Source organism: Streptomyces sp. NPDC050287 (assembly GCF_044459385.1).
Taxonomy (GTDB): Bacteria; Actinomycetota; Actinomycetes; order Streptomycetales; family Streptomycetaceae; genus Streptomyces.
The window spans coordinates 577,863-601,057 of record NZ_JBITIY010000003.1 but is presented as its reverse complement, the minus strand read 5'-3'; the positions used below and the strand labels follow the sequence as shown (position 1 = coordinate 601,057).

General features: G+C 70.5%; 18 protein-coding genes and 2 pseudogenes. 9 read left to right on the top strand and 11 right to left on the bottom strand.

Features of this window, described 5'->3' with window-relative positions:
• Positions 1–16: 16 nt before the first annotated feature.
• The gene (locus ACIBK3_RS13065) at positions 17–1,135 is read right to left on the bottom strand and encodes a glycerate kinase (RefSeq protein WP_399364885.1); all 1,119 of its coding nucleotides are present in this window, start codon (positions 1,133–1,135) and stop codon (positions 17–19) included.
• Positions 1,136–1,349: 214 nt separating this feature from the next.
• On the opposite strand from ACIBK3_RS13065, the gene ACIBK3_RS13060 reads away from it, so the two are divergent.
• From ACIBK3_RS13060 to ACIBK3_RS13045, 4 genes are all read left to right on the top strand, one after another.
• Positions 1,350–2,423: an ADP-ribosylglycohydrolase family protein gene (locus tag ACIBK3_RS13060; protein WP_399364883.1), complete on the top strand. Its 1,074-nt coding sequence runs from the start codon at positions 1,350–1,352 to the stop codon at positions 2,421–2,423.
• A 48-nt stretch (positions 2,424–2,471) separates the two neighbouring features.
• Complete coding sequence (locus ACIBK3_RS13055) at positions 2,472–2,966, top strand: NUDIX domain-containing protein (RefSeq protein ID WP_399364882.1); 495 nt, start codon at positions 2,472–2,474, stop codon at positions 2,964–2,966.
• Between the two features lie 654 nt (positions 2,967–3,620).
• Positions 3,621–3,893: a type II toxin-antitoxin system Phd/YefM family antitoxin gene (locus ACIBK3_RS13050; protein WP_399364880.1), complete on the top strand. Its 273-nt coding sequence runs from the start codon at positions 3,621–3,623 to the stop codon at positions 3,891–3,893.
• Positions 3,890–4,147: a Txe/YoeB family addiction module toxin gene (locus ACIBK3_RS13045; protein ID WP_399364878.1), complete on the top strand. Its 258-nt coding sequence runs from the start codon at positions 3,890–3,892 to the stop codon at positions 4,145–4,147. The genes ACIBK3_RS13050 and ACIBK3_RS13045 overlap by 4 nt, the downstream gene beginning before the upstream one ends.
• Before the next feature lie 35 nt (positions 4,148–4,182).
• Here the strand turns inward: ACIBK3_RS13045 and ACIBK3_RS13040 are convergent, their stop codons facing one another.
• Positions 4,183–4,356: a hypothetical protein gene (locus ACIBK3_RS13040; protein WP_399364876.1), complete on the bottom strand. Its 174-nt coding sequence runs from the start codon at positions 4,354–4,356 to the stop codon at positions 4,183–4,185.
• Positions 4,357–4,407: 51 nt separating this feature from the next.
• Positions 4,408–4,598 (bottom strand): annotated as a pseudogene (locus ACIBK3_RS13035) (helix-turn-helix domain-containing protein); the annotation flags it as partial.
• Positions 4,599–4,907: 309 nt separating this feature from the next.
• Here ACIBK3_RS13035 and ACIBK3_RS13030 point away from each other — a divergent pair.
• A complete protein-coding gene (locus ACIBK3_RS13030; RefSeq protein ID WP_399364874.1) occupies positions 4,908–6,377 on the top strand; it encodes a heme peroxidase family protein in 1,470 nt (489 codons plus the stop codon).
• A gap of 101 nt (positions 6,378–6,478) precedes the next feature.
• On the opposite strand, the gene ACIBK3_RS13025 is transcribed toward ACIBK3_RS13030, so the two are convergent.
• The 3 genes from ACIBK3_RS13025 to ACIBK3_RS13015 all read right to left on the bottom strand — a co-directional run bounded on the left by ACIBK3_RS13025 (position 6,479) and on the right by ACIBK3_RS13015 (position 12,607).
• The gene (locus ACIBK3_RS13025; RefSeq protein ID WP_399364872.1) at positions 6,479–6,961 is read right to left on the bottom strand and encodes a methylated-DNA--[protein]-cysteine S-methyltransferase; all 483 of its coding nucleotides are present in this window, start codon (positions 6,959–6,961) and stop codon (positions 6,479–6,481) included.
• Positions 6,962–6,970: 9 nt separating this feature from the next.
• Entirely contained in the window at positions 6,971–8,455 is a 1,485-nt protein-coding gene (locus ACIBK3_RS13020; RefSeq protein ID WP_399364870.1) for an AlkA N-terminal domain-containing protein, read from the bottom strand.
• Positions 8,456–8,704: 249 nt separating this feature from the next.
• Positions 8,705–12,607 (bottom strand): glycoside hydrolase family 2 TIM barrel-domain containing protein, encoded by a 3,903-nt coding sequence (locus ACIBK3_RS13015; RefSeq protein WP_399364868.1) that lies wholly within the window; start codon positions 12,605–12,607, stop codon positions 8,705–8,707.
• A 292-nt stretch (positions 12,608–12,899) separates the two neighbouring features.
• Between ACIBK3_RS13015 and ACIBK3_RS13010 the strand changes: the two genes are divergently transcribed.
• Entirely contained in the window at positions 12,900–13,613 is a 714-nt protein-coding gene (locus ACIBK3_RS13010) for a LuxR C-terminal-related transcriptional regulator (RefSeq protein ID WP_399364866.1), read from the top strand.
• Between the two features lie 92 nt (positions 13,614–13,705).
• Here ACIBK3_RS13010 and ACIBK3_RS13005 read toward each other — a convergent pair whose 3' ends face one another.
• The 5 genes and pseudogenes from ACIBK3_RS13005 to ACIBK3_RS12985 form a co-directional block, all read right to left on the bottom strand.
• Positions 13,706–14,215: an O-acetyl-ADP-ribose deacetylase gene (locus ACIBK3_RS13005; protein WP_399364864.1), complete on the bottom strand. Its 510-nt coding sequence runs from the start codon at positions 14,213–14,215 to the stop codon at positions 13,706–13,708.
• Positions 14,212–15,621: a phytoene desaturase family protein gene (locus ACIBK3_RS13000; RefSeq protein ID WP_399364862.1), complete on the bottom strand. Its 1,410-nt coding sequence runs from the start codon at positions 15,619–15,621 to the stop codon at positions 14,212–14,214. Before ACIBK3_RS13000 ends, ACIBK3_RS13005 begins: the two co-directional genes overlap by 4 nt.
• A gap of 188 nt (positions 15,622–15,809) precedes the next feature.
• Positions 15,810–16,688 carry an inositol monophosphatase family protein gene (locus ACIBK3_RS12995; RefSeq protein WP_399364860.1) on the bottom strand — a complete coding sequence of 293 codons (879 nt, stop codon included), beginning with the start codon at positions 16,686–16,688 and terminating at the stop codon, positions 15,810–15,812.
• A 128-nt stretch (positions 16,689–16,816) separates the two neighbouring features.
• Complete coding sequence (locus ACIBK3_RS12990; RefSeq protein WP_399364858.1) at positions 16,817–18,682, bottom strand: gamma-glutamyltransferase family protein; 1,866 nt, start codon at positions 18,680–18,682, stop codon at positions 16,817–16,819.
• A gap of 130 nt (positions 18,683–18,812) precedes the next feature.
• Positions 18,813–19,356 (bottom strand): annotated as a pseudogene (locus ACIBK3_RS12985) (Uma2 family endonuclease).
• A gap of 815 nt (positions 19,357–20,171) precedes the next feature.
• Here ACIBK3_RS12985 and ACIBK3_RS12980 point away from each other — a divergent pair.
• The 3 genes from ACIBK3_RS12980 (at position 20,172) to ACIBK3_RS12970 (ending at position 23,181) form a co-directional block, all read left to right on the top strand.
• On the top strand, positions 20,172–21,431 hold the full coding sequence (locus ACIBK3_RS12980) for a nucleotide sugar dehydrogenase (RefSeq protein ID WP_399364856.1): 1,260 nt from the start codon (positions 20,172–20,174) through the stop codon (positions 21,429–21,431).
• A 260-nt stretch (positions 21,432–21,691) separates the two neighbouring features.
• Positions 21,692–21,865: a hypothetical protein gene (locus ACIBK3_RS12975; RefSeq protein WP_158726974.1), complete on the top strand. Its 174-nt coding sequence runs from the start codon at positions 21,692–21,694 to the stop codon at positions 21,863–21,865.
• Positions 21,862–23,181 carry a glycosyltransferase gene (locus ACIBK3_RS12970; RefSeq protein WP_399364854.1) on the top strand — a complete coding sequence of 440 codons (1,320 nt, stop codon included), beginning with the start codon at positions 21,862–21,864 and terminating at the stop codon, positions 23,179–23,181. The genes ACIBK3_RS12975 and ACIBK3_RS12970 overlap by 4 nt, the downstream gene beginning before the upstream one ends.
• Positions 23,182–23,195: the final 14 nt, after the last annotated feature.

The window sequence follows — 23,195 nt, the reverse complement described above, 5'->3', positions numbered from 1 at the left end:
CAGGGGCTGTGCGAGCTCAGGTCAGGAAGTCGCGGGCGATCTGTTGCGCCACTCGTTCCAGGATCGGACCGGCGTCCGCGATGCACTTCGCCACGTCGGGCTCGGCGTCGGTGAGGGGGTAGGCGCGGCGGATTCCGGCGCTGCCCAGGGCGGCCGGGCGCAGGGCCAGGCGGCCGCAGACCGCGATGACCTCCTTGCCCGCCGCGCGGGCCGCCGCCGCGACGCCGACGGGGGCCTTGCCGTGCAGGGTCTGCTCGTCCAGGGAGCCCTCGCCGGTGATCACCAGGGTGGCATGCTCCAGCGCGGGCGCGAAGCCGAGGACGTCGAGCATGACCTCGATACCGGGGCGGAAGCGGGCGCCGATGAGGAGAGCGCCGTAGCCGATGCCGCCGGCCGCGCCGGCGCCCGGGCAGGCGGCGTGCTCGGCTGCCTTCGGGCCGATCGCCCGCTCCAGGACCTTCGCGTAGTGGGCGAGCGCCGCGTCCAGCGTCGCCACGTCGTCGGGCGAGGCGCCCTTCTGCGGGCCGTAGACGGCCGCCGCGCCCTTCGGGCCGGTCAGCGGATTGTCGACGTCGCTCGCGAGGATGAACTCGACCGACGCCAGGCGTGGGTCCACGGCCGACAGATCGGCCGACGCCAGGGCGGCGAGGCCCTCGCCGCCCGGTGTCACCGGCTCCCCGCCCGCGTCCACGAACCGCGCGCCCAGCGCGGAGAGCATTCCGGCGCCGCCGTCCGTGGTGGCGCTGCCGCCGACCCCGAACACGATCGTGCGCGCGCCCGCGTCCAGCGCGGCCCGCAGCAGTTCGCCGGAGCCGTACGTGGAGGCCGTGAGGGGAGCGAAGACGCCCGCGGGCAGCCGCTGCAGCCCGCTGGCCTCCGCCATCTCCACGACCGCCGTGCCGCCGCGCAGCGCGAACGCGGCCGTCACCTCGTGGCCGAGCGGCCCCGCGACCTTGACCTCATGCCGTTGGAAACCGGCCGCGACCGCCGCGTCCACCGTTCCGTCGCCGCCGTCGGCCACCGGCAGCGCCTCGACCGCGAGGTCGGGCAGTACGGTGCGCAGTCCCGCCGTGACCCGCTCGGCGACCTGCACGGCCGTCAGCGAGCCCTTGAACTTGTCCGCGGCGATGAGCACCCTGTGGGCACCCCTCACTCCAGCGTCCGCCACCTTGACATCCCCTTGCTCTCCGGGCCCGACGCACGTCAGGGCCAGTCGCGCCGCTGCGACCTTAACCGGAGGACGCACCTGCCGTCATGCTCCGGCCGGCCCCCGGACGGAGTCCGGGAACGCCCTGTGCGCCTGGCGCGAACCCCGCGCGGACGCCCCCTGAATCCGGTAGACCGGAGCTATGACCCCTGTGGGCACTGAGCCAGAGCTCGCCGACCGCGTCCTCGGGGGCTGGCTCGGCCGGATCGCGGGCAACATGCTCGGCAAGCCGGTCGAGCAGGGCGACCTGTGGACGCGGGACCGCATCGACCGCTATCTCCGGCAGGCCGCCGCCCTGCCGCTCACCGACTATCTGCCCGAGCCGGTCGGCGAGGACACCGGCCTGGAGCTGCGCCCCGAGTGGCGCCAGTGCGTGCGCGGCCGGATCCACGGCAGCTGCCGTGACGACGACGTCGACTACGCCATCCTCGGCCTCGACCTCCTGGAGACCCACGGCTTCGGCTTCAGCACCGAGCAGGTCGGCGACCTGTGGCTGTTGCGGCTGCCGTATCTGCAGACGTTCACGGCGGAGCGGGCCGCGTACCGCAACCTCGCCAACGGGCTGAAGCCGCCGCTGACGGCGACGTACGAGAACCCGTACCAGGAGTGGATCGGGGCGCTGATCCGCGCCGACATCTACGGCTGGACCTGCCCGGGCGCACCGGCCCGCGCCGCCGCGCTCGCCCGCCGGGACGCGGTGCTGTCCCACACCGGCAACGGAGTGTACGGCGCGATGTGGGCGGCGGCGCTGATCGCGGCGGCGTTCACGGCCGGGACGGTACGGCAGGCGGTGGACCAGGCGCTCGCGGTCGTACCGGCGGGCAGTCGCCTCGCCCGTACCGTACGGCGGGTCGTCTCGCTCCACGACACCCGGATGCCCTGGGAGGACACGCTCACCACGGTCGCCGAGGAGACCGCCGGGCTCGGCTGGATCCACACCATCCCCAACGCGGCCGTGCTGACCGCCGGGCTGCTGTACGGCGACGGCGACTTCACCCGCACCATCACGCTCACCGTGCGCGGCGGCCTGGACACCGACTCCAACGGCGCGACCGCGGGCTCGGTGGCCGGCGTGCTGACCGGCGCGGACGCCATCCCCGAGCAGTGGAAGGACCCGTTGGAGGACACGGTGCGCAGCGCGGTGTTCGGCTTCGACGGCGCGCGGATCAGCGAACTCGCCGAGAGGACGCTGCGGTTGGCACAGACGGCGCCGTAGCCGGCCGAGCCGCCGGAGAAGCCGGTCGGTGCTGGTTACCCTTCCTGGATGACCACGACTCAAGACTTCGCCGCCTACATCGCGGGACTCCCCCGTATCATCGCCGGGGCCGCCGCACTCTTCCGGGATGCCGAGGGGCGGGTGCTGCTCGTCGAGCCGAACTACCGTGAGGGGTGGACACTTCCGGGCGGCACGATCGAGTCGGACGACGGCGAGACCCCGCGTCAGGGCGCGCGCCGGGAGACGGCGGAGGAGATCGGCCTGGACCGCGAACTGGGCCGACTGCTCGCGGTGGACTGGGTGCACGGGGCGGGACGTCCGCCGCTGGTGGCGTACCTGTACGACGGCGGGGTGCTCGGCGAGGACGAACTCAAGGCGATCCGCCTCCAGGAGGAGGAACTCCTGTCCTGGCGGCTGGTACCGCGCGAGGAACTGGCCGAGTACCTGCCGGGTGCCCTGGGACGCCGCGTCCTGACCGCGCTGGACGTGCTGGCGGATGGCCCGGGGACGGCGGAGCTGGAGAACGGGCACCGGGTGGGCTGACGCGAACATCTTGAGCGGACGCGGACACCTTTGGGTGACGGCGACGCCCTGCCCCGCACGGGGTTCGCAGGGGGCGCCGCCGATCACGACGGACGGCTGGTCATCGCCCAGCGCCGAGCCGACGCCGTACGACGAACGGGCGGACGGGCGGACGGGCGGACGGGCGGACGGGCGGACGGGCGGACGGGCGGACGGGCGGACGAGATGATCCGCGAGCCGATCGGGCGGCGTTGCCGAAGGTGCTGCGGGAGATCGGCGGCTGGACAAGAATCTGTGTCATAACCTCCGCGATACGCCATGTGACGATCGATTCCGCCGACGCCCACCGCCTGGCCGCCTTCTGGTCCGAGGTCCTGGGCCAGCCCGTTTTCGTGCGGAATGCCTGCTGTCTGTCCGACCGACCGACCGACGACAGCGAAGCCGACCGACCACAGCGAAGGCGGGCCGCTGCCCACCCGGGCCGGAGCGTCCGGCCGCCGGGCAGGCGCTTACTCCCCTTTGCGCTGTATACCGACTTCATACCGATCGATCAACCGGCGGCCTTCGCATCCTGCCCAGCGGAATCAGATCGGGAGCGCCGAAGACGTCTCGCTCCACGACTCGTACGACAATGCCGTACCGTTTCCCAGTACCACCAGGAGAGGGGTGCCGCAGATGACCATAAGCGCCAGCGAGGCCCGCAAGGATCTCTTCCCGCTCATCAAGCGCGTCAACGACGACCACACCCCCGTGCGTATCAGCTCCAAGAACGGCGACGCGGTGCTGATGTCCGCCGCGGACTACGACTCCTGGCAGGAGACCGTCTACCTGTTGCGCTCTCCCGCCAACGCGCGCAGCCTCATGGAAGCCATCGCACGGGACCGGTCCGGTGAGGCCGTGATCACCAGGAGCATGGCCGATTTGGAAGAGCTGGCGGGTGACGGGTGAGAAGGGTCCACTTCGACCCGGCCGGATGGGAGGACTTCCTGTTCTGGCTCAGCTCGGACCGCGCCATGGCCCGCAGGATCACGCGGCTGATCGCCGAGATCCAGCGCACCCCCTTCACCGGCATCGGCAAGCCGGAGCCCCTGAAGGGCGATCTGTCCGGCTACTGGTCACGCCGGATCGACGACGAGCACCGGCTCGTCTACCGGGTGGACGAGAAGGAAGTCAAGATCCTCAAGGCCCGCTACCACTACTGAGGCCACCGGTCCCCGCGGCGACATGCGCCGTCACGTCATCGGCCCGACCGGTATGCGTCCAGGAGTTGCCGGCCCGCCACCGTGAGCGGGTGCTCGGGGCCCAAGCCGCGTTCCCGCCGTGCGACGACGTCGGTCATCAGCTCGATCGCCTCCTCCACATGACCGAGCGCGACCCGGATCCGGGAGAACAGCTGCCGGGCTGCGAGCACGATCGGGTACTCCGAAGTGAGTCGCCGTACTCATCGTCGTAGGCGGTCGCGCGCCGGATACTGAGCCCGAGCCACCTCCTGCTTGCTCGCGCACAACACCCACCCGCGTCCAACACTTCGTCCGCCCGGTCGAGGAACTGCGGCGGTGGAATACGTCTACCCTGCTCGAACGACGCGATCGTCGAGGCCGAGTACCCGGTCAGCGACCCGAGACTCGCGCGGTCCGTTCCTGTCCGCTCCCGGGCAGCCATCGTGGCGCCCGGCAGACATGACCGAAGTCTTACGTGGGCACTGCAAGGCCGAAAGCACGGACTGACCGGCCGGGTGACATGGCGTCGGGCCCCCTTGGATGATGATCTTCCGAGAGTGAGCCTTGCATGAAAGTTCGGCATTCGACTCTGCGGTTGCGCTACGCGCGTTGCACCCTGGAAGGGACAGGAGTGCCGCCGTTGACCCGAGGAGCCCAAGGGAGACCCGCCGAGCCCGGCGACCCTGACGGCGACGGTCCGGATGTGCGCTCACGGGGGATCAACACACAGGGGGAACGACACATGTCCGCATCTCACGGCATGCCATCACGCGGCCTCAACAACGCCGAAACCAGCGGAAGCTTCGGGCGAATGTTCCCGCAGCTGCCGCCGCGCCGGGCCACCGGTCTGGAGACCGCGCTGCGATTCGGCGCACCCGGCGGTCTGATGGACGGCGGGGACACCACCGACAGCCAACTCGACCCGGAACTCCCGGCGGGGTTCACGTACTTCGGACAGTTCGTCGACCACGACCTGACGCTGGACGTCATGTCGCGCTTCGGCGAGCGCACCGACCCCTCCGCCGCCACCGACTTCCGTACGCCACGACTCGACCTGGACAGCCTGTACGGTGCCGGACCGGTCGTCAGTCGCCACCTGTACGACGGCTCGCCCGAGGGCAGGCTGGCGCTGACGCCGAGCGGTGTGGACCTGGCCCGGACCCCGGCCGGAGTCCCCTTCATCGGCGACCCGCGCAACGACGAGAACCTGATCCTCAGCCAGTTCCACGTGGCCATGATCAAATTCCACAACCAGGTCACCACCAAGCTCATCGCGGGAGACATCACGGACGCCTTCGGGCAGCCACTCCCGCCCAGGCCGGAGAACGAGCCGCCGACACAGCAACCCGGCGTCCCGCTGGACCAGCTGCTCGACGTGGAGAACTACTACGACACCGTCTTCGCCGGGGCCCGTCGACTGGTCCAGTGGCACTACCAGTGGATCATCGTCCACGAGTACCTGCCGCTGATCGCCGACGCGAAGATCGCGCGGGACGTCGAGGAGAACGGCCCGCGGTTCTTCAAGCCCGGCGGCCAGCCGTTCATCCCGGTGGAGTTCGCGGTCGCGGCCTTCCGCTTCGGCCACCCGACGGTCCGCACCAGCTACCGCGTCAACGAGGACTTCGCCGCGCCGATCTTCCCGGACGACCCGAACGCTCCCGCCAATCCGCGCATGGACCTGCGCGGCGGGATGACCGTCCTGCCCGAGCACGCCGTCGACTGGCGGTTCTTCTTCGACGTGTCCCGCACGAGCGAACCGCAGACCGCCAAGCGAATCGAGGCCACACTCAACACCCAGCTGCTGAACCTCCCGGTCAGCGCGGTACCCGGCGCCCGCCAAGGGGCGTTGGCCCAGCCGGTGGCCTCGCTCGCCGTCCGCAACCTGCTGCGCAGCGAGACCCTCGGCCTGCCGTCCGGTCAGGACGTGGCCCGCGCCATCGGCGAGATCCCGCTGACGGACGAGGAACTGGGCACCACGGGCCCGGTCTACCTCTGGTACTACGTCCTCAAGGAGGCGGAGGTCCTCAACCGCGGCCGCAACCTCGGCCCGGTCGGCAGCCGTATCGTCGCCGAGGTCCTCATCGGTCTGCTGGACGCCGACCCGTCGTCGTACCGCTCGGTGTTCCCGCGCTGGAGGCCCACGCTGGCGGAGACGCCGGGGCGGTTCGAGATCGCGGATCTGCTGTATGTGGCGGGAGCTGTCGGCAGCTGACGGACGAACAGGTCCGCCCGATCCCGGGAGCGGGTTCCCAAGCGCGGCACGGCGGAGCGCGCCGGCGGTCCTGGGCGGTCCGCCCAGGACCGCCGGGGCGGCTAGAACAGCGCCGTTCCGCTCTCGAAGTCCAGCAGGCGCTGCTTGCGGTCCAGGCCGCCGCCGTATCCGGTGAGGCTGCCGTTCGCGCCGACCACTCGGTGGCAGGGCACGATGATGCCGACCGGGTTCCGGCCGTTGGCGAGGCCCACCGCGCGGGAGGCGGTGGGGCTGCCGAGGGCGTCGGCCAGTTGGCCGTACGTGCGGGTCTCGCCGTACGGGATCTTCCGGAGCTGGTCCCAGACTCCGCGCTGGAACGGGGTTCCGTGCAACCGGACTTCGAGGGTGAAGTCCTTCAACTCACCTGCGAAATAGGCCTCCAGCTGCTCCTCGGCCGCCGCGAAGGGGCTTTCGGCGCGGGTTCCGAACGTGTCCTCCGGCGGGCGGTGGCGCTGGTCGGTCATGTAGAGGCCGCACAGGACGCCGTCGTCGGCGACGAGGGTCAGGGGGCCGTAGGGGCTGTCGATCACGGTGTGCTGTTTCACTGGAAATCCTTACACGGGAAGGAAGTTGATCGGGTGGCTGTCGGTCGCCCACAGGTACTGGACCGCGTACGCCCGCCAGGGCCGCCAGGGCGCCGCGCGGGCCGTGAGCGCGGCCGGGGTCGAGGGCAGGCCCAGCTCCTGGGCGGCGCGGCGAATGCCGAGGTCGGTCGGGAGGAAGGCGTCGGGGTCGCCGAGGGCGCGCATCGCGATGACGTCGGCCGTCCAGGGGCCGAAGCCCGGAAGCGCGAGGAGTTGGGCGCGGGTCCGCGTCCAGTCGCCCTCCACGCCCAGGTTGAGGGTGCCGTCGGCGAGTTGGCCCACCAGCGTGGTGAAGGTGGTGCGGCGGGTGCGGGGCATGGCGAGTGAGGCGGGGTCGAGGGCGGCGAGCGCCTCGGGGGTCGGGAAGAGGTGGGTGAGGCCGCCCTCGGGGTCGTCCACCGGGTCGCCGTACGCGGTGACCAGGCGGGCCGCGTGGGTGCGGGCCGCCGCCGTGGAGACCTGCTGGCCGAGGACCGCGCGCATCGCGAACTCCGCCTCGTCCACCGTGCGCGGGACGCGTCGGCCGGGGGCCTTGTCGACCAGCGGGGCGAGGACCGGGTCGGTGCGCAGTTGGTCGTCGACCGCGACCGGGTCGGCGTCCAGGTCGAGCATCCGGCGGCAGCGGCTGATGGCGACGGTCAGGTCACGCGGGTCGCTGAGGGTGAGGCGGCAGGCGATGTGGTCCGGCCGCGGGGTGAGCGCGACGATGCCGTGGCCGTACGGCAGCCGGAGCGTGCGCCGGTAGGCGCCGTCCCGCCACTCCTCCACACCCGGCACCGCCGTCGCCACGAGGTGGCCGAAGAGGTTGTCCGGGTTGAGGGGGGCGCGGAAGGGCAGGCGCAGGGCCAGCGCCCCCGAGGCGGCCGGGGCGGCGTTGTTCTTCGGGAGGCGGGTGCGCAGTTCGCTCGGGGAGAGGGCGAAGACCTCGCGCACGGTGTCGTTGAAGGTGCGGATCGAGGAGAAGCCGGCGGCGAAGGCGATCTCCGCCATCGGCAGCGGGGTCGTCTCGATGAGCAGGCGCGCGGTCTGGGCGCGCTGGGCGCGGGCGAGGGCGAGCGGACCCGCGCCCAGTTCGGCGAGCAGCTGGCGTTCGACCTGCCGGGGGCTGTAACCGAGCCGGGCGGCGAGTCCGGGGACGCCCTCGCGGTCGACCACGCCGTCGGCGATCAGCCGCATCGCGCGGGCCACCAGGTCGGCGCGCTGGTTCCACTCCGGGGAGCCCGGACTGGTGTCGGGGCGGCAGCGCTTGCAGGCCCGGAAGCCGGCCTGCTGGCAGGCCGCCGCGCTCGGGTGGAAGGTCATGTTCTCGGGCTTGGGCGGTACGACCGGGCAGCTGGGCCGGCAGTAGATGCGGGTGGTCAGGACGGCGGTGAAGAACCAGCCGTCGAAGCGCGCGTCCTTCGACTGGACGGCGCGTACGCAGCGCTCGGTGTCGGTGTGCATCCCCATCTGCATGGTTCCAGCATCGGGCACCGACCGGGCCGGGGCTGGCGAGAATCCGACATCAAGCTGGCCTGTCCTGCGCCGGGCCGGATCGGAGCTGCTCGACCAGGCCGTGTCCCACGTGGAGCACCTGAGGATGGGGCTGAGCGACACGTCGGAGTGACTGACGGGCGGGGGTGTCGAGGGACCCGGACCCATTATCGTCCGCCGAGAGGCGCGGGCCGGGACACCTTGCCGTCGGTGTCCCGGCCCGCGCCGTCGTCACTCCGTGGCCGTCGGCCGCCGCGAGGCCACCGTCGCCGCGTCGACGTCCCGCAGCGGACGCAGCCGGTAGGTGTAGGCGTAGTCACGGTCGGCGAAGAGCTTGTACTCGTCGTGCGTGTGCGCGCCCCAGCTGTTGTCGCCGCCGACGCCCATCTGCCGGTGGTTGACGCGCAGGACGACCTCGTCGCGCGGCGTGAGCTGGTAGTCGTGGCGCGCCCCGACCGACAGGTCCTCAGGGGTGAAACGGGAGGCGTTGACCTCGATGAGCGGCTCCCCGCTGACCAGCAGTCCGACGCCGTCGCGGCCGGTCAGCGCGGCCCAGCGGACGTCGGTCTTGTTGCCGTTCTCCTGCGGGCGCAGATAGGAGGTCCACTGGTCGGCGACGGTGCCGGAGTACAGGCCGACGTCGGTGCCGTTGTTGCGGTCCCACATGTTCTCCTCGGGACCGCGGCCGTAGTAGTGCAGGCGGTCCAGGCGCTTGGGCAGGAACAGCAGGGTGCCGACCTCGGGGATGTACGGCAGTGACGTCGCCCCGGGGTGCAGGGTGTTGTCGACCTTGATCTCGCCGTTGCCGAAGACCGTGTACGTGGTGCTGTACGTCGACTCGACGGTCGTCGGCAGCGTGCCGCTGACCTTGATCTCGACGGCCTTGTCACGCAGGGCGCGGACACTGACGTCGGTGACCTCGCGCCGGGAACCCGCGTCGCGCCAGGTCTGGTTGCGGGTGTGCTGGCCGTTGCCCCGGTCGTTGTCGGTGGGCGCCCGCCAGAAGTTCGGGACGGGCCCCGAGGTGATGAGCCGGACGCCTGAGGCCTCGTACGACGTGATGGTGCCGCTGCTCTTGTCGACGGTGACGGAGAATCCCCGGCCCCGGACGGTGACGGCCTTGTCGGTGTCCTCATGGCGCAGCGCCGGGACGCTCTCCAGGGGTACGGGTGTCACGGCCGGGCTGCTCGCGGCGACGGGGAGTTGCTGCTTGGCTGTCTCGAAGCCGGCCCTGGCCCACTTCGTGGGCTCCTTGGTGGTGAAGGACAGGTGCAGGAAGTACTCCGTGCCGGGTGCCGGGTTCGCCGGCAGCCGTACCGGGACCGTGATGTCCTTGCTGGTCAGCGGTGCGACATCGAGCTGGTCGCGGCTCAGCTTGCCGCTCTGGACGACCTTGCCGTCGGCGGTGAGCCACCAACGTCCGTCGAACTCACGGAGGTTGGTGAACAGGTACTCGTTGGTGAGGGTGACCCGGCCCGAGATGACGGTGTCACCGGACGCGGGCGCCGCGTTGATCGCCTGATAGATCTGCTTGACCTCGGCGGCCTTGCCGGTGTGGCCGCGGTCGGCGGTGACGATGCCGTTGCCGCAGAACGGCCCGTCGTTGGGGTTGTCGCCCCAATCGCCGCCGTAGGCGAGGAACGTCCGGTCGCGGGGCCGCTTCTCGGTGAGGTCCACGGTGCCGGCGTCGAACCAGAACCGCACCCCGTCGTCACCGGGACCACGGCCGTCGGAGGCCAGCTCGGTCGCGGTCAGGGGCCGGGCGTACACGCGTGCCCGCCGGACGGTGCCGCTGAACTCGCGGGTCGGGTTGTCGACGTCGGTGGCCAGGGCCAGGGGCGCGGTGTTGACGGCGGGGCGCCGGGTGGTGGTCCGGGTGGCCCGTACCGCACCGTCCACGTGGAGGGTGAGCGTGCCGGCCTGCGCGTCGAAGACGCCGGCGATGTGGTGCTCACGGCCGGTCCAGTCCTCCGGCAGCGCCCAGCTGGCGGTGACCCACTGGCCGTCGCCGTGGATGAAGAACTCCAGGGTCCGGTCGGACTGCTTGAGGGCGTACTGGGTGTCGCCCTTGGCGAGGATCGGCTGGTGGCCGCCGGTGACGTGCGGGGTGACCCAGGCCTCCAGCGTGAGCGAGCCGGTGAGGTCGAGACGCTCGTCGCGGGGGAAGACGGTGCCGCCGAAGACACCCTTGTCGCGGGCGAAGGTGCCGCTGGGGGCGATGACCTCGCCGGTCAGGGCGGCGGGCCCGGACTCGGTGAGCAGCTTGCGCGTCGGGGTCGGCCAGCTCAGGGCCTGGTCGACGAAGTCCCAGATCCAGCCGCCCTGCAGCACGTCGTGGCGGCGGACGACGTCCCAGTACTTCTTGAAGTTGCCGTTGGAGTTCCCCATCGCGTGGGAGTACTCGATCATCACGTACGGCCGGGTGTCACCGGTGTCCTTCGCCCGGGCCTCGACCCGGGAGGGGCTGTCGTACATCTCGGAGCGGATGTCGCTGATCCCCGGGCGGTCGTCGCCCTCGTACTGGATGACGCGGGTGGAGTCGTAGGAGCGGATCCAGTCGTGCATGGCGGTGAACGTGCTGCCGCCGCCCGCCTCGTTGCCCAGCGACCAGATGACGACCGAGGCGTGGTTCTTGTCGCGGTGGACCATGCTCTGGGCGCGGGCCACGCACGCCGCGGTCCAGTCGGCGTGGTCGCCGGGGTACTGGTCCCGGATGCCGTGCGTCTCGAGGTTGGTCTCGTCCACGAGGTACAGGCCGTACTCGTCGGCGAGTTCGAGCCACAGCGGGTTGTTGGGGTAGTGCGAGGTGCGGACGCTGTTGATGTTCAGCCGCTTGATGATGCCGATGTCCTCGACCAGTTCCGCGCGGGTGAGCGCCGAGCCGCGGGTGGGGTGCATCTCGTGCCGGTTGGTGCCCCGGAAGGAGACCGGCTTGCCGTTGATGCGCATCAGCCCGTCCTTGAGCGCGAACTCGCGCAGGCCGACCCGGTGCGAGAGGGTCTCGATCACCTTGCCGGCCGGGTCGCGCAGCCGGAGCACGGCGGTGTAGAGGTTCGGGTGCTCGGCCGACCACAGGCGCGGCGCGGGCACCGACTTCGCGGCCTGTACGGTCGTCTCGTCGCCGGCGCCGAGCTCGACCGTCTGCTGCAACGGGCGGGACCAGACGGGGTGTCCGCCGTCGTCGTAGAGCTGTGTCTCCACGGAGTACCGGCCGCCGCCGGTGCCGCCGTAGTCCCGGACGCTCGCGGTGACCGACAGTTCGGCGGCCGAGTAGCCGTCGCTGAGCGGAGTGTCCAGCTTGAAGTCGCGCAGGTGCACGGCGGGCGTGGAGTAGAGGTAGACCGAGCGGAAGATGCCGCTCAGCCGGATCATGTCCTGGTCCTCCAGCCAGTCGCCGTCTGAGTGGCGGTAGACCTCGACGGCGATCTGGTTGGTGCCCGGCTTCAGGTGCCGGGTGATGTCGTACTCGGCGGGGTCGTAGGAGTCCTCGTGGTAGCCGACCAACTCCCCGTTGATCCACACGTAGTGGGCGGACTTCACGCCCTCGAAGTGCAGGAAGGTGCGCCGCCCGGACCAGTCGCGCGGGACGGTGAAGGTGCGCCGGTACTGGCCGACGGGGTTGTGGCGGGTGGGCGCGGCCGGCGGCTGCGCCTCCTCGCCGAGGCCGTTGGGGCCCCACCACGGGTAGGTGATGTTGACGTAGATCGGCGAGTCGTAGCCGTGCGTCTGCCAGGCGGAGGGGACCGGGATGGTGTCCCAGGCGGCGTCGTCCAGGTCGGTGCGGTGGAAGTCGACGTCCCGGTCGTCGGGGCGGTCGGCATGGGCGAACTTCCAGGTGCCGTCGAGGCTGAGGCGGTACGGCGAGCGGGTGCGGTCGGCGGCCAGGGCCTGTCTGACGTCCTGGTACGGCATGAGGGTGGTGTGCGCGGGCTCGGAGCCCAGCCGGAAGACGTCGATGTGACCGTTCCACTCCGGCGAGCCGTCCGCCGCCGCGCGCCGGCCGGCCGCCTGCGCGAGAGAGGGGGACGCGGACAGGGCGAGCGCCCCTATGACGGCGGCGCCCCCTTCCAGAAGACGGCGGCGACTGACGAGCGGCCGGTCGGTGTCAGGCACGTGCGGGTGCGGGTGCGGCATGTGGGGCCTTCCTCGGTTCGACAGTGGGGTGCGGACTGAGGGGTGCGTGAGCGTGCGTTAGTTGACGGTGCGTGAGTTGACGGTGCGTGGGAAGAAAGGTGCGTCAGCCAGGGAACCCTAGAACTCGCACACAATCGAAGCAATGATCCTGTCGGACTTTGTTCGGTCCTGTTGGGCGACTTTCACGCGCACGTGACGCAGGCCACAACCAAAACGGTGCCGTTTCGATAACGCCGGGGCTAGTCTGATGACATCAAAGTGAACGAAACAGTTTCGTTCAGGAGGGAGGAGCATGATCACCGTACTCGTCGTCCACCAGCAGTCTCTGCAGCGGCTCGGCCTGCGCATGCTCCTGGCGGCCCGACCCGGTCTGACCGTCGTCGGGGAAACAGCCACCGAAGCCGAAGCTATTCCCCTGACCGACCGGCTCCGACCGGATGTGGTCCTCATGGACGGCCGCGGTCTCGGCACCGGCGGCATCGAGACGGTACGCCGTCTCGCCCGGTCCTCTCGCGTGCTCCTGCTGAGCACCACCGGCCACGACACCCACGCCTCCGCCGCCCTGCGCGCCGGGGCCGGCGGATTCATCAACCCGGACGTCACTCCCGACCAATTGACCGCGGCCATCCACACGGTCGCCGTCGGAGACGCGGTCATCTCCTCCGACCTGACCCGTGAGCTCATCGACGTCGTCCGCAGACAGCGCCCCGTCCCGGTGAACGCTCCGGCGCCCCGGCTCGAAGCCCTCACCGAGCGCGAACGGGACGTGCTCACGGCGGTCGCCTCGGGATGCTCCAACGCCGAGATCGCCGAACAGCTCTCCATCGCCCCGACGACCGTCAAGTCGCACGTCAGCCACATCCTGACCAAGATCGGCGCCCGCACCCGCGTCCAGGCGGTGATCTTCGCCTACGAGACCGGACTGCTGCATCCGACCATGGCACCGCATCCGACGATGACACCCCGCCCGTCGCCGTCGTACCGGGTCATGTCCGACGCGGCGTAAGGCGCACAAGAACGGCTCGTCGGTGTGAAGCACCCAAGAGCGGCTCGTCGGCGTGAGGCGCGCAAGAGCGGCTCGACGTCCCGCCTGACCCGTCAGCCCACCCGCTCCGCGAAGGCTTCGTACGCCCGCTCGTCGAAGAGTACGAACCGGACCTCCTCGACCGCCGTGTCCGTGGCCCGCACCGTCTCCACGGCGATGCGGGCGGCGTCCCCCAGCGGCCAGCCGTAGATGCCGGCGGAGACGGCCGGGAACGCGACCGTACGGGCGCCCAACTCGTCGGCGACGCGCAGCGATTGCCGGTAACAGGAGGCCAGCGACTCCGACCGGTCCTCCTCCTCGCTGTAGCGCGGGCCCACGGTGTGGATCACCCAGCGCGCGTCCAGCTCTCCCGCGGTCGTCGCCACCGCCTGACCGGTGGGCAGGCCCTTGCCGTAGTGGCCGGCGCGGAGCCGGCGGCAGTCCGCCAGGATCGCGGGGCCGCCGCGCCGGTGGATGGCGCCGTCCACGCCGCCTCCGCCGAGCAGGGAGGAGTTGGCCGCGTTGACGATGGCGTCGGCGCTCTGCCGGGTGATGTCGCCCTGGACGAGGGTGATCGTGGTCATGTCCGGCGCAGCCTCCGCCACACGGCCTTGGCCGCGTTGTGCCCCGACATGCCGTGCACTCCGGGTCCGGGCGGCGTGGCCGACGAGCAGATGAAGACGGCCGGGTGCGGCGTGCCGTAAGGGAACAAGGAGAGCTTGGGGCGCAGCAGGGTCTGGAGTCCCGAGACCGCGCCGGTGGCGATGTCGCCGCCGATGTAGTTGGCGTTGCGGGCGGCGATTTCGGGTGGTCCGGCGGTCGCGCGGGCCAGGACCAGGTCACGGAAGCCCGGGGCGAAACGCTCCAGTTGGCGTTCGACGGCGTCGGTCAGGTCGCCGGTCCAGCCGCTGGGGACATGGCCGTACGCCCAGAAGACGTGCTTGCCGGCCGGGGCCCGGGTGGGGTCGACGACGCTGGGCTGCACGGTTATCAGGAACGGTTTCCCGGGTGCCCGGCCCTCGCGGGAGGCGGCGCGCAGGGCGGTGCCGATCTCGGTGCTGTCGGCGCCGATCTGCACGGTGGTGGCCCGGTGCGCCTCGGGCGCGGTCCAGGGCACCGGGCCGTCCAGGGCGTAGTCGATCTTGAAGACGCCGGGGCCGTACCGGAAGTTCGCGTAGTGGCTGCCGAAGCCGGCGATGCGGGCCAGGGCGGTGGGCGAGGTGTCGAAGACGTAGGCGCGGGCGGGCGGCAGATCGTCGAGGCGCTTGACCTCGTAGTCGGTGTGGACGGTGCCGCCGAGATCCTTGAGGTAGGCGGCGAGCGCGTCGGAGACGGACTGGGAGCCGCCACGGGCCACGGGCCAGCCGCGGGCGTGCGCCGCGAGGGCGAAGACCAGGGCGATGCCGCCGGTGGCGAAACCGCCGAGCGGGGCCATGACATGCGCCACGAGCCCGGCGAGCAGGGTCTTCGCCCGCTCGTCGCGGAAGCGTCGCATCAGCCAGGTCGAGGGGGGCAGACCTGCGAGGCCGAAGCGGGCGAGGGTGACCGGGTCGCGGGGCAGCGCGGTCAGGGGCAGGGACATGAAGTCCCGGACGAGGGTGTCCCAGCGGGGCAGGAAGGGCTCGACCAGCCTGCGGTACGGGCCCGCGTCCCGCGGTCCGAACGAGGCGGCCGTCTCACCGACCGACCGGGCCAGGACGGCGGCGGTGCCATCGGTGAAGGGATGCGCCATGGGCAGGTCGGCGTGCAGCCACTCCAGGCCGTACCGCTCCAGGGGCATCGCGCGGAACGCGGGAGAGTTGATGCCGAGCGGATGGGCCGCCGAACACGGGTCGTGCCAGAAGCCGGGGAGGGTGAGCTCCTCGGTGCGGGCCCCTCCGCCGATGGTGTCGCGGGCCTCGAAGACGGCCACGGAGAACCCGCGCCGGGCCAGCTCCACGGCAGCGGTCAGCCCGTTCGGCCCCGCACCCACCACGACCACATCGAGCATCGACGGCACCTTCGGACTCCTTCGTCAGCCGATGGCCTGTAAGGATCAGGATATGACGGAGTACTGACAGGGGCCGGGCGGGGCGTCGCCAAGGGTGGAGGCTTCGGCTACGGTCACCGGCTACGGCGGCCGAGGGCTGTCGCGGCTCCCTGGCCTCCGGGGACTACCGCACCCCTGGCCTTCGAGGGCTACTGCGCCCGCAGCAGCTCCATCACCCGGCGGGCCGTGGCCGCGTCCCGTGCCGCGGTGAACGGGAGCGCATTGTTTCCGGTGATCCGGAACGGCTCGCCCGCGCGGGTCAGGTGGGCGCCGCCCGCCTCCTCCACCAGGAGCAGGCCGGCCGCGTGGTCCCAGGCCGCTTCCCAGGAGAACGCGGTGGCGTCCGACTCGCCCCGGGCGACGGCCAGGTACTCCAGACCGGCCGAACCGCACGCGCGCGGGGCGACGCCGTCGGTCCACAGGCCCCGCAGGGCCTGCTTCTGTTCCTCGGTCGTGTAGTCCGGGTGCGAGGTGGCCACACGAAGCTCACGGTCCGGCTCCGGGGTGCCCGCCACCAGCCGCTCGCCGTCGAGGAAGGCGCCCTGTCCGCGCACCGCCGTGGCCATCTGGTCACGGGCGGGGGCGTACGTCCACGAGGCGAGGAGGACTCCGCGCAAGGCCAGCGCCACCAGCGTGCAGAAGCCCGGCTCGCCGTGCACGAACTGCCGTGTCCCGTCCACCGGGTCGACGATCCAGACCGGGGCGTCGGCCTGTATCGCCTCGTACGACACCGGATTCGCGTGCACCGCCTCCTCGCCGACCACGACCGAGCCGGGCAGCAGGGCGCCGAGCACCTCGGTGAGATACAGCTCGGCATTGCGGTCGGCGTCCGTCACCAGGTCATGCGGGCCGGCCTTCTGATCGATCTCGTGGGCGGCGAGCCGGCGGAAGCGCGGCATGATCTCGGCGGCGGCCGCCCTGCGGACGGCCTCCTCCACGTCGGCCGAGTGGCGGGCGAGAAACTCGTCGATGGCTTCCCTGTCTTCTTTGCCGTTGATGTCTTCTTTATCTTTGATGTCTTCGATCACGATTCCATGAGAGCACGCGCCACTGACACCCCCCGCCCGGCCGGTGCACAGCGGGTGGAATCACCATGAACACCGGGGCCCGGCGCCGCGCGCGAGGCCGGCGTCGGGTTCAGCGGCCGGCACCGGGTTCAGCGGCCGACCGCGTACCCCTGCATGCCCCGCGGGTTGGCCGCCGCCGACAGGATGCCGGTCTCCGGGTCCCGGGCGACCGCGCACAGTCGGCCCTCCGACCAGGGATCACCCACGGTCACGTCGTGCCCACGCCGCCGCAGCTCCTCGACGACCCGGGCGTCCGTGCGGGACTCCACCGTGACGCTGCCCGGACGCGTGCCGCGGGGGTAGAAGGAGCCGGGGAAGCTGTCGTTGTGCCAGTTCGGGGCGTCGATGGCGCCCTGGAGGTCGAGTCCGCCGCGGGCCCGGGCGCGCAGTGCGACCGCGAGGAAGAAGTGCAGCTGCCACTGGTCCTGCTGGTCCCCGCCGGGCGTCCCGAACGCCATCACCGGCACGCCGTCGCGCAACGCGATCGAGGGCGTGAGGGTGGTGCGGGGGCGGCAGCCCGGGGTGAGGGAGTTCGGCAGCCCCTCCTCCAGCCAGGTCATCTGCAGCCGGGTCCCGAGCGGGAAGCCCAGCTCGGGCACGACGGGGTTGGACTGCAGCCAGCCGCCGCTGGGCGTGGCCGCGACCATGTTGCCCCAGCGGTCGACGACGTCGAGGTGGCAGGTGTCGCCCCGGGTGAGTCCGTCGGCGTCCACCTCGGGCTCCCCCGGGACCGGGGACGTCGGGTGCTTGGCGACGGTGGGCTCGCCGGCGCCGGGCACGTCATGGACCGCGACCGTCGGTTCACCGGCCCCCAGCGGGTCGAACCCGGGTTTGTCGCCGATCACCAGGCCCGCGTGGCCGCACAGGCGCGGCGTACGCCCTCCAGGGCTGCCGGGCCGCAGTTCGTACGAGGCCTTCTCCCCCACCAGCTCCCGCCGCCCCGCGTTGTACTCCTGCGACAGCAGTTCCGCGAGCGGCACCTCGGCCGCGTCCCCGTACCAGGCCTCCCGGTCGGCCATGGCGAGCTTGCAGCCCTCGATCAGCAGGTGGACGTAGTCCGCGGAGCCGTAGCGGGGCAGCTCGGGCGGGAGCAGGGCGAGCTGCTGGAGGAGAACCGGGCCCTGGCTCCACGGGCCGGCCTTGCACACGGTCCAGCCGTTCCAGTCGTACGTCGCCGGCGCCTCGTAGGTCGCGGACCAGCCGGCGAGGTCGGCGGCCGTGAGCGTGCCGGTGTGCCGTGCGCCGCTGGTGTCCATGGTGGGCCGCCACGCCTGCCGCACCAGGGCCTCGGCGACGAACCCGGTGCGCCACACATCCCGCGCCGCCTCGATCTGCGCCTCGCGGTCTCCCGCCCCGGCGGTCTCGGCGAGCAGTCGCTTCCAGGTGGCGGCGAGGGCGGGGTTGCGGAAGAGCTCGCCCGGCCGGGGCGCCCTGCCTCCCGGCAGGTACACGTCCGCCGAGGACGTCCACTCCGTCTCGAACAGCTCCCGCACGGTCTCGACGGTCGCCCCGACGTTCTCCACGGGCGCGTGCCCGTGTTCGGCGTACCCGATGGCGTACCCGAGGACGTCGGCGAGGGACTTGGTGCCGTGGTCCCGCAGCAGGAGCATCCAGGCGTCGAAGGCGCCGGGCACGGCGGCCGCGAGCGGTCCGGTGCCGGGGACGAGGTCCAGGCCGAGCCCCCGGTAGTGCGCGACCGTCGCCCCGGCCGGCGCGACGCCCTGCCCACACAGCACCCGCACCTCCCCGCCCGCCGGCGCGAGCAGGATCGGCACCTCACCGGCGGGCCCGTTGAGATGCGGCTCGACCACATGCAGCACGAACGCCCCCGCGACGGCGGCGTCGTAGGCGTTACCCCCGTCCTCCAGCACGGCCATCGCCGACTGCGAGGCCAGCCAGTGCGTGGACGACACCATGCCGAAGGTGCCCTGGAGGGTCGGTCGGGTGGTGAACACGGGTGGCTCCTCACTGCGCGGCGGCGGGTCTCGTGATCGTACGCAGTCACGATCAGGCGGAGGATGGCCGCGGCTCCAGGGAAGCCGCCTGCCCACGGCGGCAAAGAGGAGTCAGAACTACCGACAGAAGTCAGAACTCCGAGGTGTCGAGCTCCAGACTGAACGGATCCGGCAGTGATACGGGCGTCCCGAACGGCACCGGGCCCTTGGCCTCGGTGTAGCCGAGTTGCCCGGGAGCGGCGTACAGCGTGCAGGACCTAAGCTGACGATCGATGAGCAGATAAAGCGGAGCCCCATACTCCGCGTAGCGCTTCCGTCTGACCACGCGGTCGGTGTCCCCGTTGCTCTCCGAGGTGATCTCGACGATCAGCAGCGTCTGGTCGCGCAGCAGCGCGCCCGCTCCTTTGGCGACCTCGCTCGGTACGACGGCCAGGTCCGGCACGTACCAGTTGCTCGTCCCCGGCAGGTCCAGGTTTCCGGAGGCGGCCCGACAGCCCAGCCTGCGCAGGACAGGTCCGAGTTGCTCTCGGATCAGGTCGGCGACGTTCTCATGATCCCCCAGGACGGCACGATCGGCTGGATGACCCCCTCGACGCACCTTGGATGTGCTGGATCGCGTACTTGAGTGCGGTTTCGGGGTCGGCCACGGCGTACGTATGCGGCTGAGCGCTCATTGCTTCTCCGTCGGACATCGTGCCTGCAGCAGGACCACCGTCCCCGGTCTACCGCAATCCGTCACGCCCCCAGAGCCGTCCGGCGGCAGGATCACCAGGACCGGTGATCTCCGCCGCGTGCCGTCACCCGCTCCGACTCATGGGAGGACACCACCGGTTGGGTGGCCCGAAGGGGTGGTACATGGGGCGCACACCCAGAGCGCGCTGTCTTTCGAAACGCAACCACTCGTCATGTCGCAGAACAGCAACGAGCCTTCCGTTTCCAGATCTGTTGTTGAATCCTTTATCATGCACAGTAGGGGGAAGTTGTGAAGGCTTTCCACATCTCGGCACAGCCATCTCGGTCGATGGGTCGTCCTACAGACAGGCCACGAACGGAGCCGTCCACGCCGACTCCGACCCGAACCGAGACGCCGCAAAGTCCCTGTTGAGTCCAGTGTTTGACGTCGCCGCCGACTGCAGACATGAATGGCGCGAGCGATTCAAATGTTTCGAATGAGTAAAGGGACTTCCGCTTCCGGGCGGCTTGTTGAACTCTGGATGTCCACACATGAGGGGGATTTGTGAAGATCGTTGCGCGTGTCTCGCGCATGTTCAGGCAGGGGGCCTGGACCGGTCGTTGAGCCGACGATGACTCAACTGGGGCGTCACTGCAACCCAACTGGGGGGTCGCAGCAAAGGCCGTCCCACCCAGCACATCACGCAGTACCCGACGCCGCGGCCGCCTGCTTCAGGACCAGGTGGCCGCAAATCAGGGGCGCCGATCTTTTCGGCCCGCGCATGGCCGCGGGCCGACTGAAGCTGAGGAAACCACCATGCACGTCTGTGTTCTCGGGCAGGGATATGTCGGCCTGCCCCTGGCCTTACGGGCCGCCGAGGCCGGCCACACCGTGACCGGATACGAGCCCGACGGGCAGCGCTGCGCCCAACTGGCCGCGGGATCCTCCTACATCGAGGACATCGAATCCACGCGTCTGCAGGACCTGCTGCGCTCGGGGGCGTACCGGCCGACGGACGACCCGGAGGAGCTCAAGGGCTTCGACGTCGCCGTCATCACCGTGCCCACACCACTCACCGACCGCACGCCGGACCTGAGTTGCGTGCGCGATGCCGCCCGTGAGCTGGCCGTGCGGCTGGAACCGGGGGTGACCGTGGTGCTGGAGTCCACCACGCACCCCGGCACCACCCGAGACGTCCTCATACCACTGCTGGAGACGGGGTCAGGGCTGACAGCAGGACGGGACTTCCATGTCGGGTTCAGCCCCGAGCGCATCGATCCCGGTAACACCGTGTGGCGGCTGGAGAACACGCCCAAGATCGTCGCCGGGCTCACCGAGGCGTGCCTGCATCAGGTGAAGGCCTTTTACGACACGGTCACCGACGCCACCGTGCCGGCCTCAGGACTGGAGGAAGCCGAGCTGGCCAAGGTGTTCGAGAACACCTACCGGCACGTCAACATCGCGCTGGTCAACGAGCTGTCCCGGATGGCCCACACACTGGGCGTCGACGTGTGGCACACCCTGGAGCTGGCCGCGACCAAGCCCTTCGGATTCACCAAGTTCCTGCCCGGGCCGGGCGTCGGCGGGCACTGCCTGCCCATCGACCCTGTCTACCTCAGCCATCACGTCAAGACGCAGCACGGGCAGACCTTCCGGCTCATCGAGCTGGCACAGGACATCAACGACAGCCAGCCCGACTACGTGGTGCGCCGTCTGCAGGACGCACTCAGCCGCCGCTTCCGCCGAAGCGTCCACGGTGCTCGTATCCTCGCCCTGGGCACCGCCTACAAGCCGGGGACTGCGGACGCCCGTCAATCGCCGGCCGTCCAAGTCATCGACCGCCTGCGCGACATGGGCGCGGACATCACTGTCGTAGACCCCTATCTGCCGGACGGCGGATCACGAGAGATTCCCTTCGCCGCTGCGGAGAACGACGCGAGCCTCGCCGATTTCGATGCGGTGGTCCTGCTGACCGCGCACGCCGAGTTCGATCTCGCCCGGGTCGCCGCCGAGGCCGCCTACGTCCTCGACACCCGTGGCGTCATGGCGACAGCTCCGCACGTCGAGCGGCTCTAGGGAGCAGAGGGTCAACAGCCGCGCTGCCGTGTACACGCGGCAGGCTATCGGCTTCCCGGCAGGCAACTCCTGCCATTGCCGGGAAATCGCAGGGGGTACGCCCCCGGGCCGAAATCAGGAGTCCGTGAGTCGGCTGACGTCCACGGGAGCATGCAACGTCACGGAGTCCGCCGACGAGGCAGCCGTGCGCTGAACATACCCGGTGCACTACCGACCCGCGACAACGCCGGGTGTCTGTGACGCCCGAGAAAGAGGACAACATGTACGGACAAAATGGTGTGGGTGCCGCGATCGGCACGGCCACCGGGGGAGCCGCGCTGGCCGCTACGGGCGGCACCGCTCTGGGGTGGATCGTACTGGCGGCCATGCTCTTCGTGATCAGTGGCGTGGCGGTCTTCCGCCTGGCCACCCGCGGCAAGCGGGTGACCGCTTGAGCACTTCACCACGGATCCGCTTGACCGTGGTGACCAGCGTGGTGGTGGCGGCTCTGGCCGCCGCCACCGTGGTGGTGCACCTTCAGTCGAAGAGCCCGATCCTGACTGCCTACTGGTGGCTCGGCATGGCGGTGATCGTGCTCTGCCTGGTCTCGTTCCTGAAAGGCAGGTCCTTCACCCACCTGCCCGTGGCTACTGGCCGGACGGTAGCCATCATCCCCGCCTTCGAGGAACCCACGGAAAACCTGCACCGCACGGTGCGGTCACTGCTGGCCCAGACACACCGGGTCGACGAGATCCATGTGATCGACGACGGCTCCACGCAGCACCCCGTTCAGTCCTTCGAGCACCCTCGGGTCCACTGGCACCGGCAGGAGAACAAGGGCAAGCGCGGAGCGCAGGTCACGGTACTGCGCCACCTCCAGTCGCAGGGCAAACGCTTCGACTTCGTCCTCACCATCGACTCGGACGGCGAGCCCTTCCCGGATGCGCTGGAGCAGCAGCTGCGGGCCATGAGCAATCCGAAGATCCAGGCCACCACCGGGATGATCTACATCCGCAATTTCGAGGAGACCTGGGTCTCCCGGGCCGCCGACATCGACATCGGCACCTCGTGCGTGATGATGCGCTCCTCGCGCTCCATGCTCGGAGCGCTGGAGACCACCTCGGGCGCACTGGCCCTCTACCGGGCCGAGCTGCTCTACGACCACTTGGACGCCTACGAGGTGGAATGCGGCACGGGCGACGATCGCTGGCTTGCGCTGCGGGCCCTCATGCGCGGTGAGGTCGTGGCCGTCAACGAGGCCGGCGTGATCACAGACATGCCGACCACGCTCAAGAAGACCTACCGTCAGCGCCTGCGCTGGGCCCGGTCGTGGTGGTGGATGCTGCCGTTCGTCTATGCCCGGCTTTCCCTCAAACAGCTCATATCGCCGACCTTCGGCCTCCTCCAGCTCGTCATCACCCCCGTGATGCTGGTCTGGACTCTCGTGATGACGCTGATGACCTTGGGCGGCCGGTACGACAACCCCGGCGTAGCCCTTGTCTACCTCGGTGTATACCTCGTGGTCCGGTACGGCCAGTCAGGTCTGTACGTCCTCATGCGGCCAGACATGACCACACGCCAGCGGTGGCGCTCGTGGCTCGTCGGAACCCCGACGGCCGTGTTCATGAACATCGTGCTCCTGTGCCCCACTCGTTACTGGGCACTGTTCAAACTCCGCGACAACGCGTGGCAGTCCCGCGGACTGACCGCCAAGACGGCACTACCGAAGGGTCGCCACCGCGCCGAGGCCACAGACCTGACGAACGCGTGAGTGCCACCCGGTAA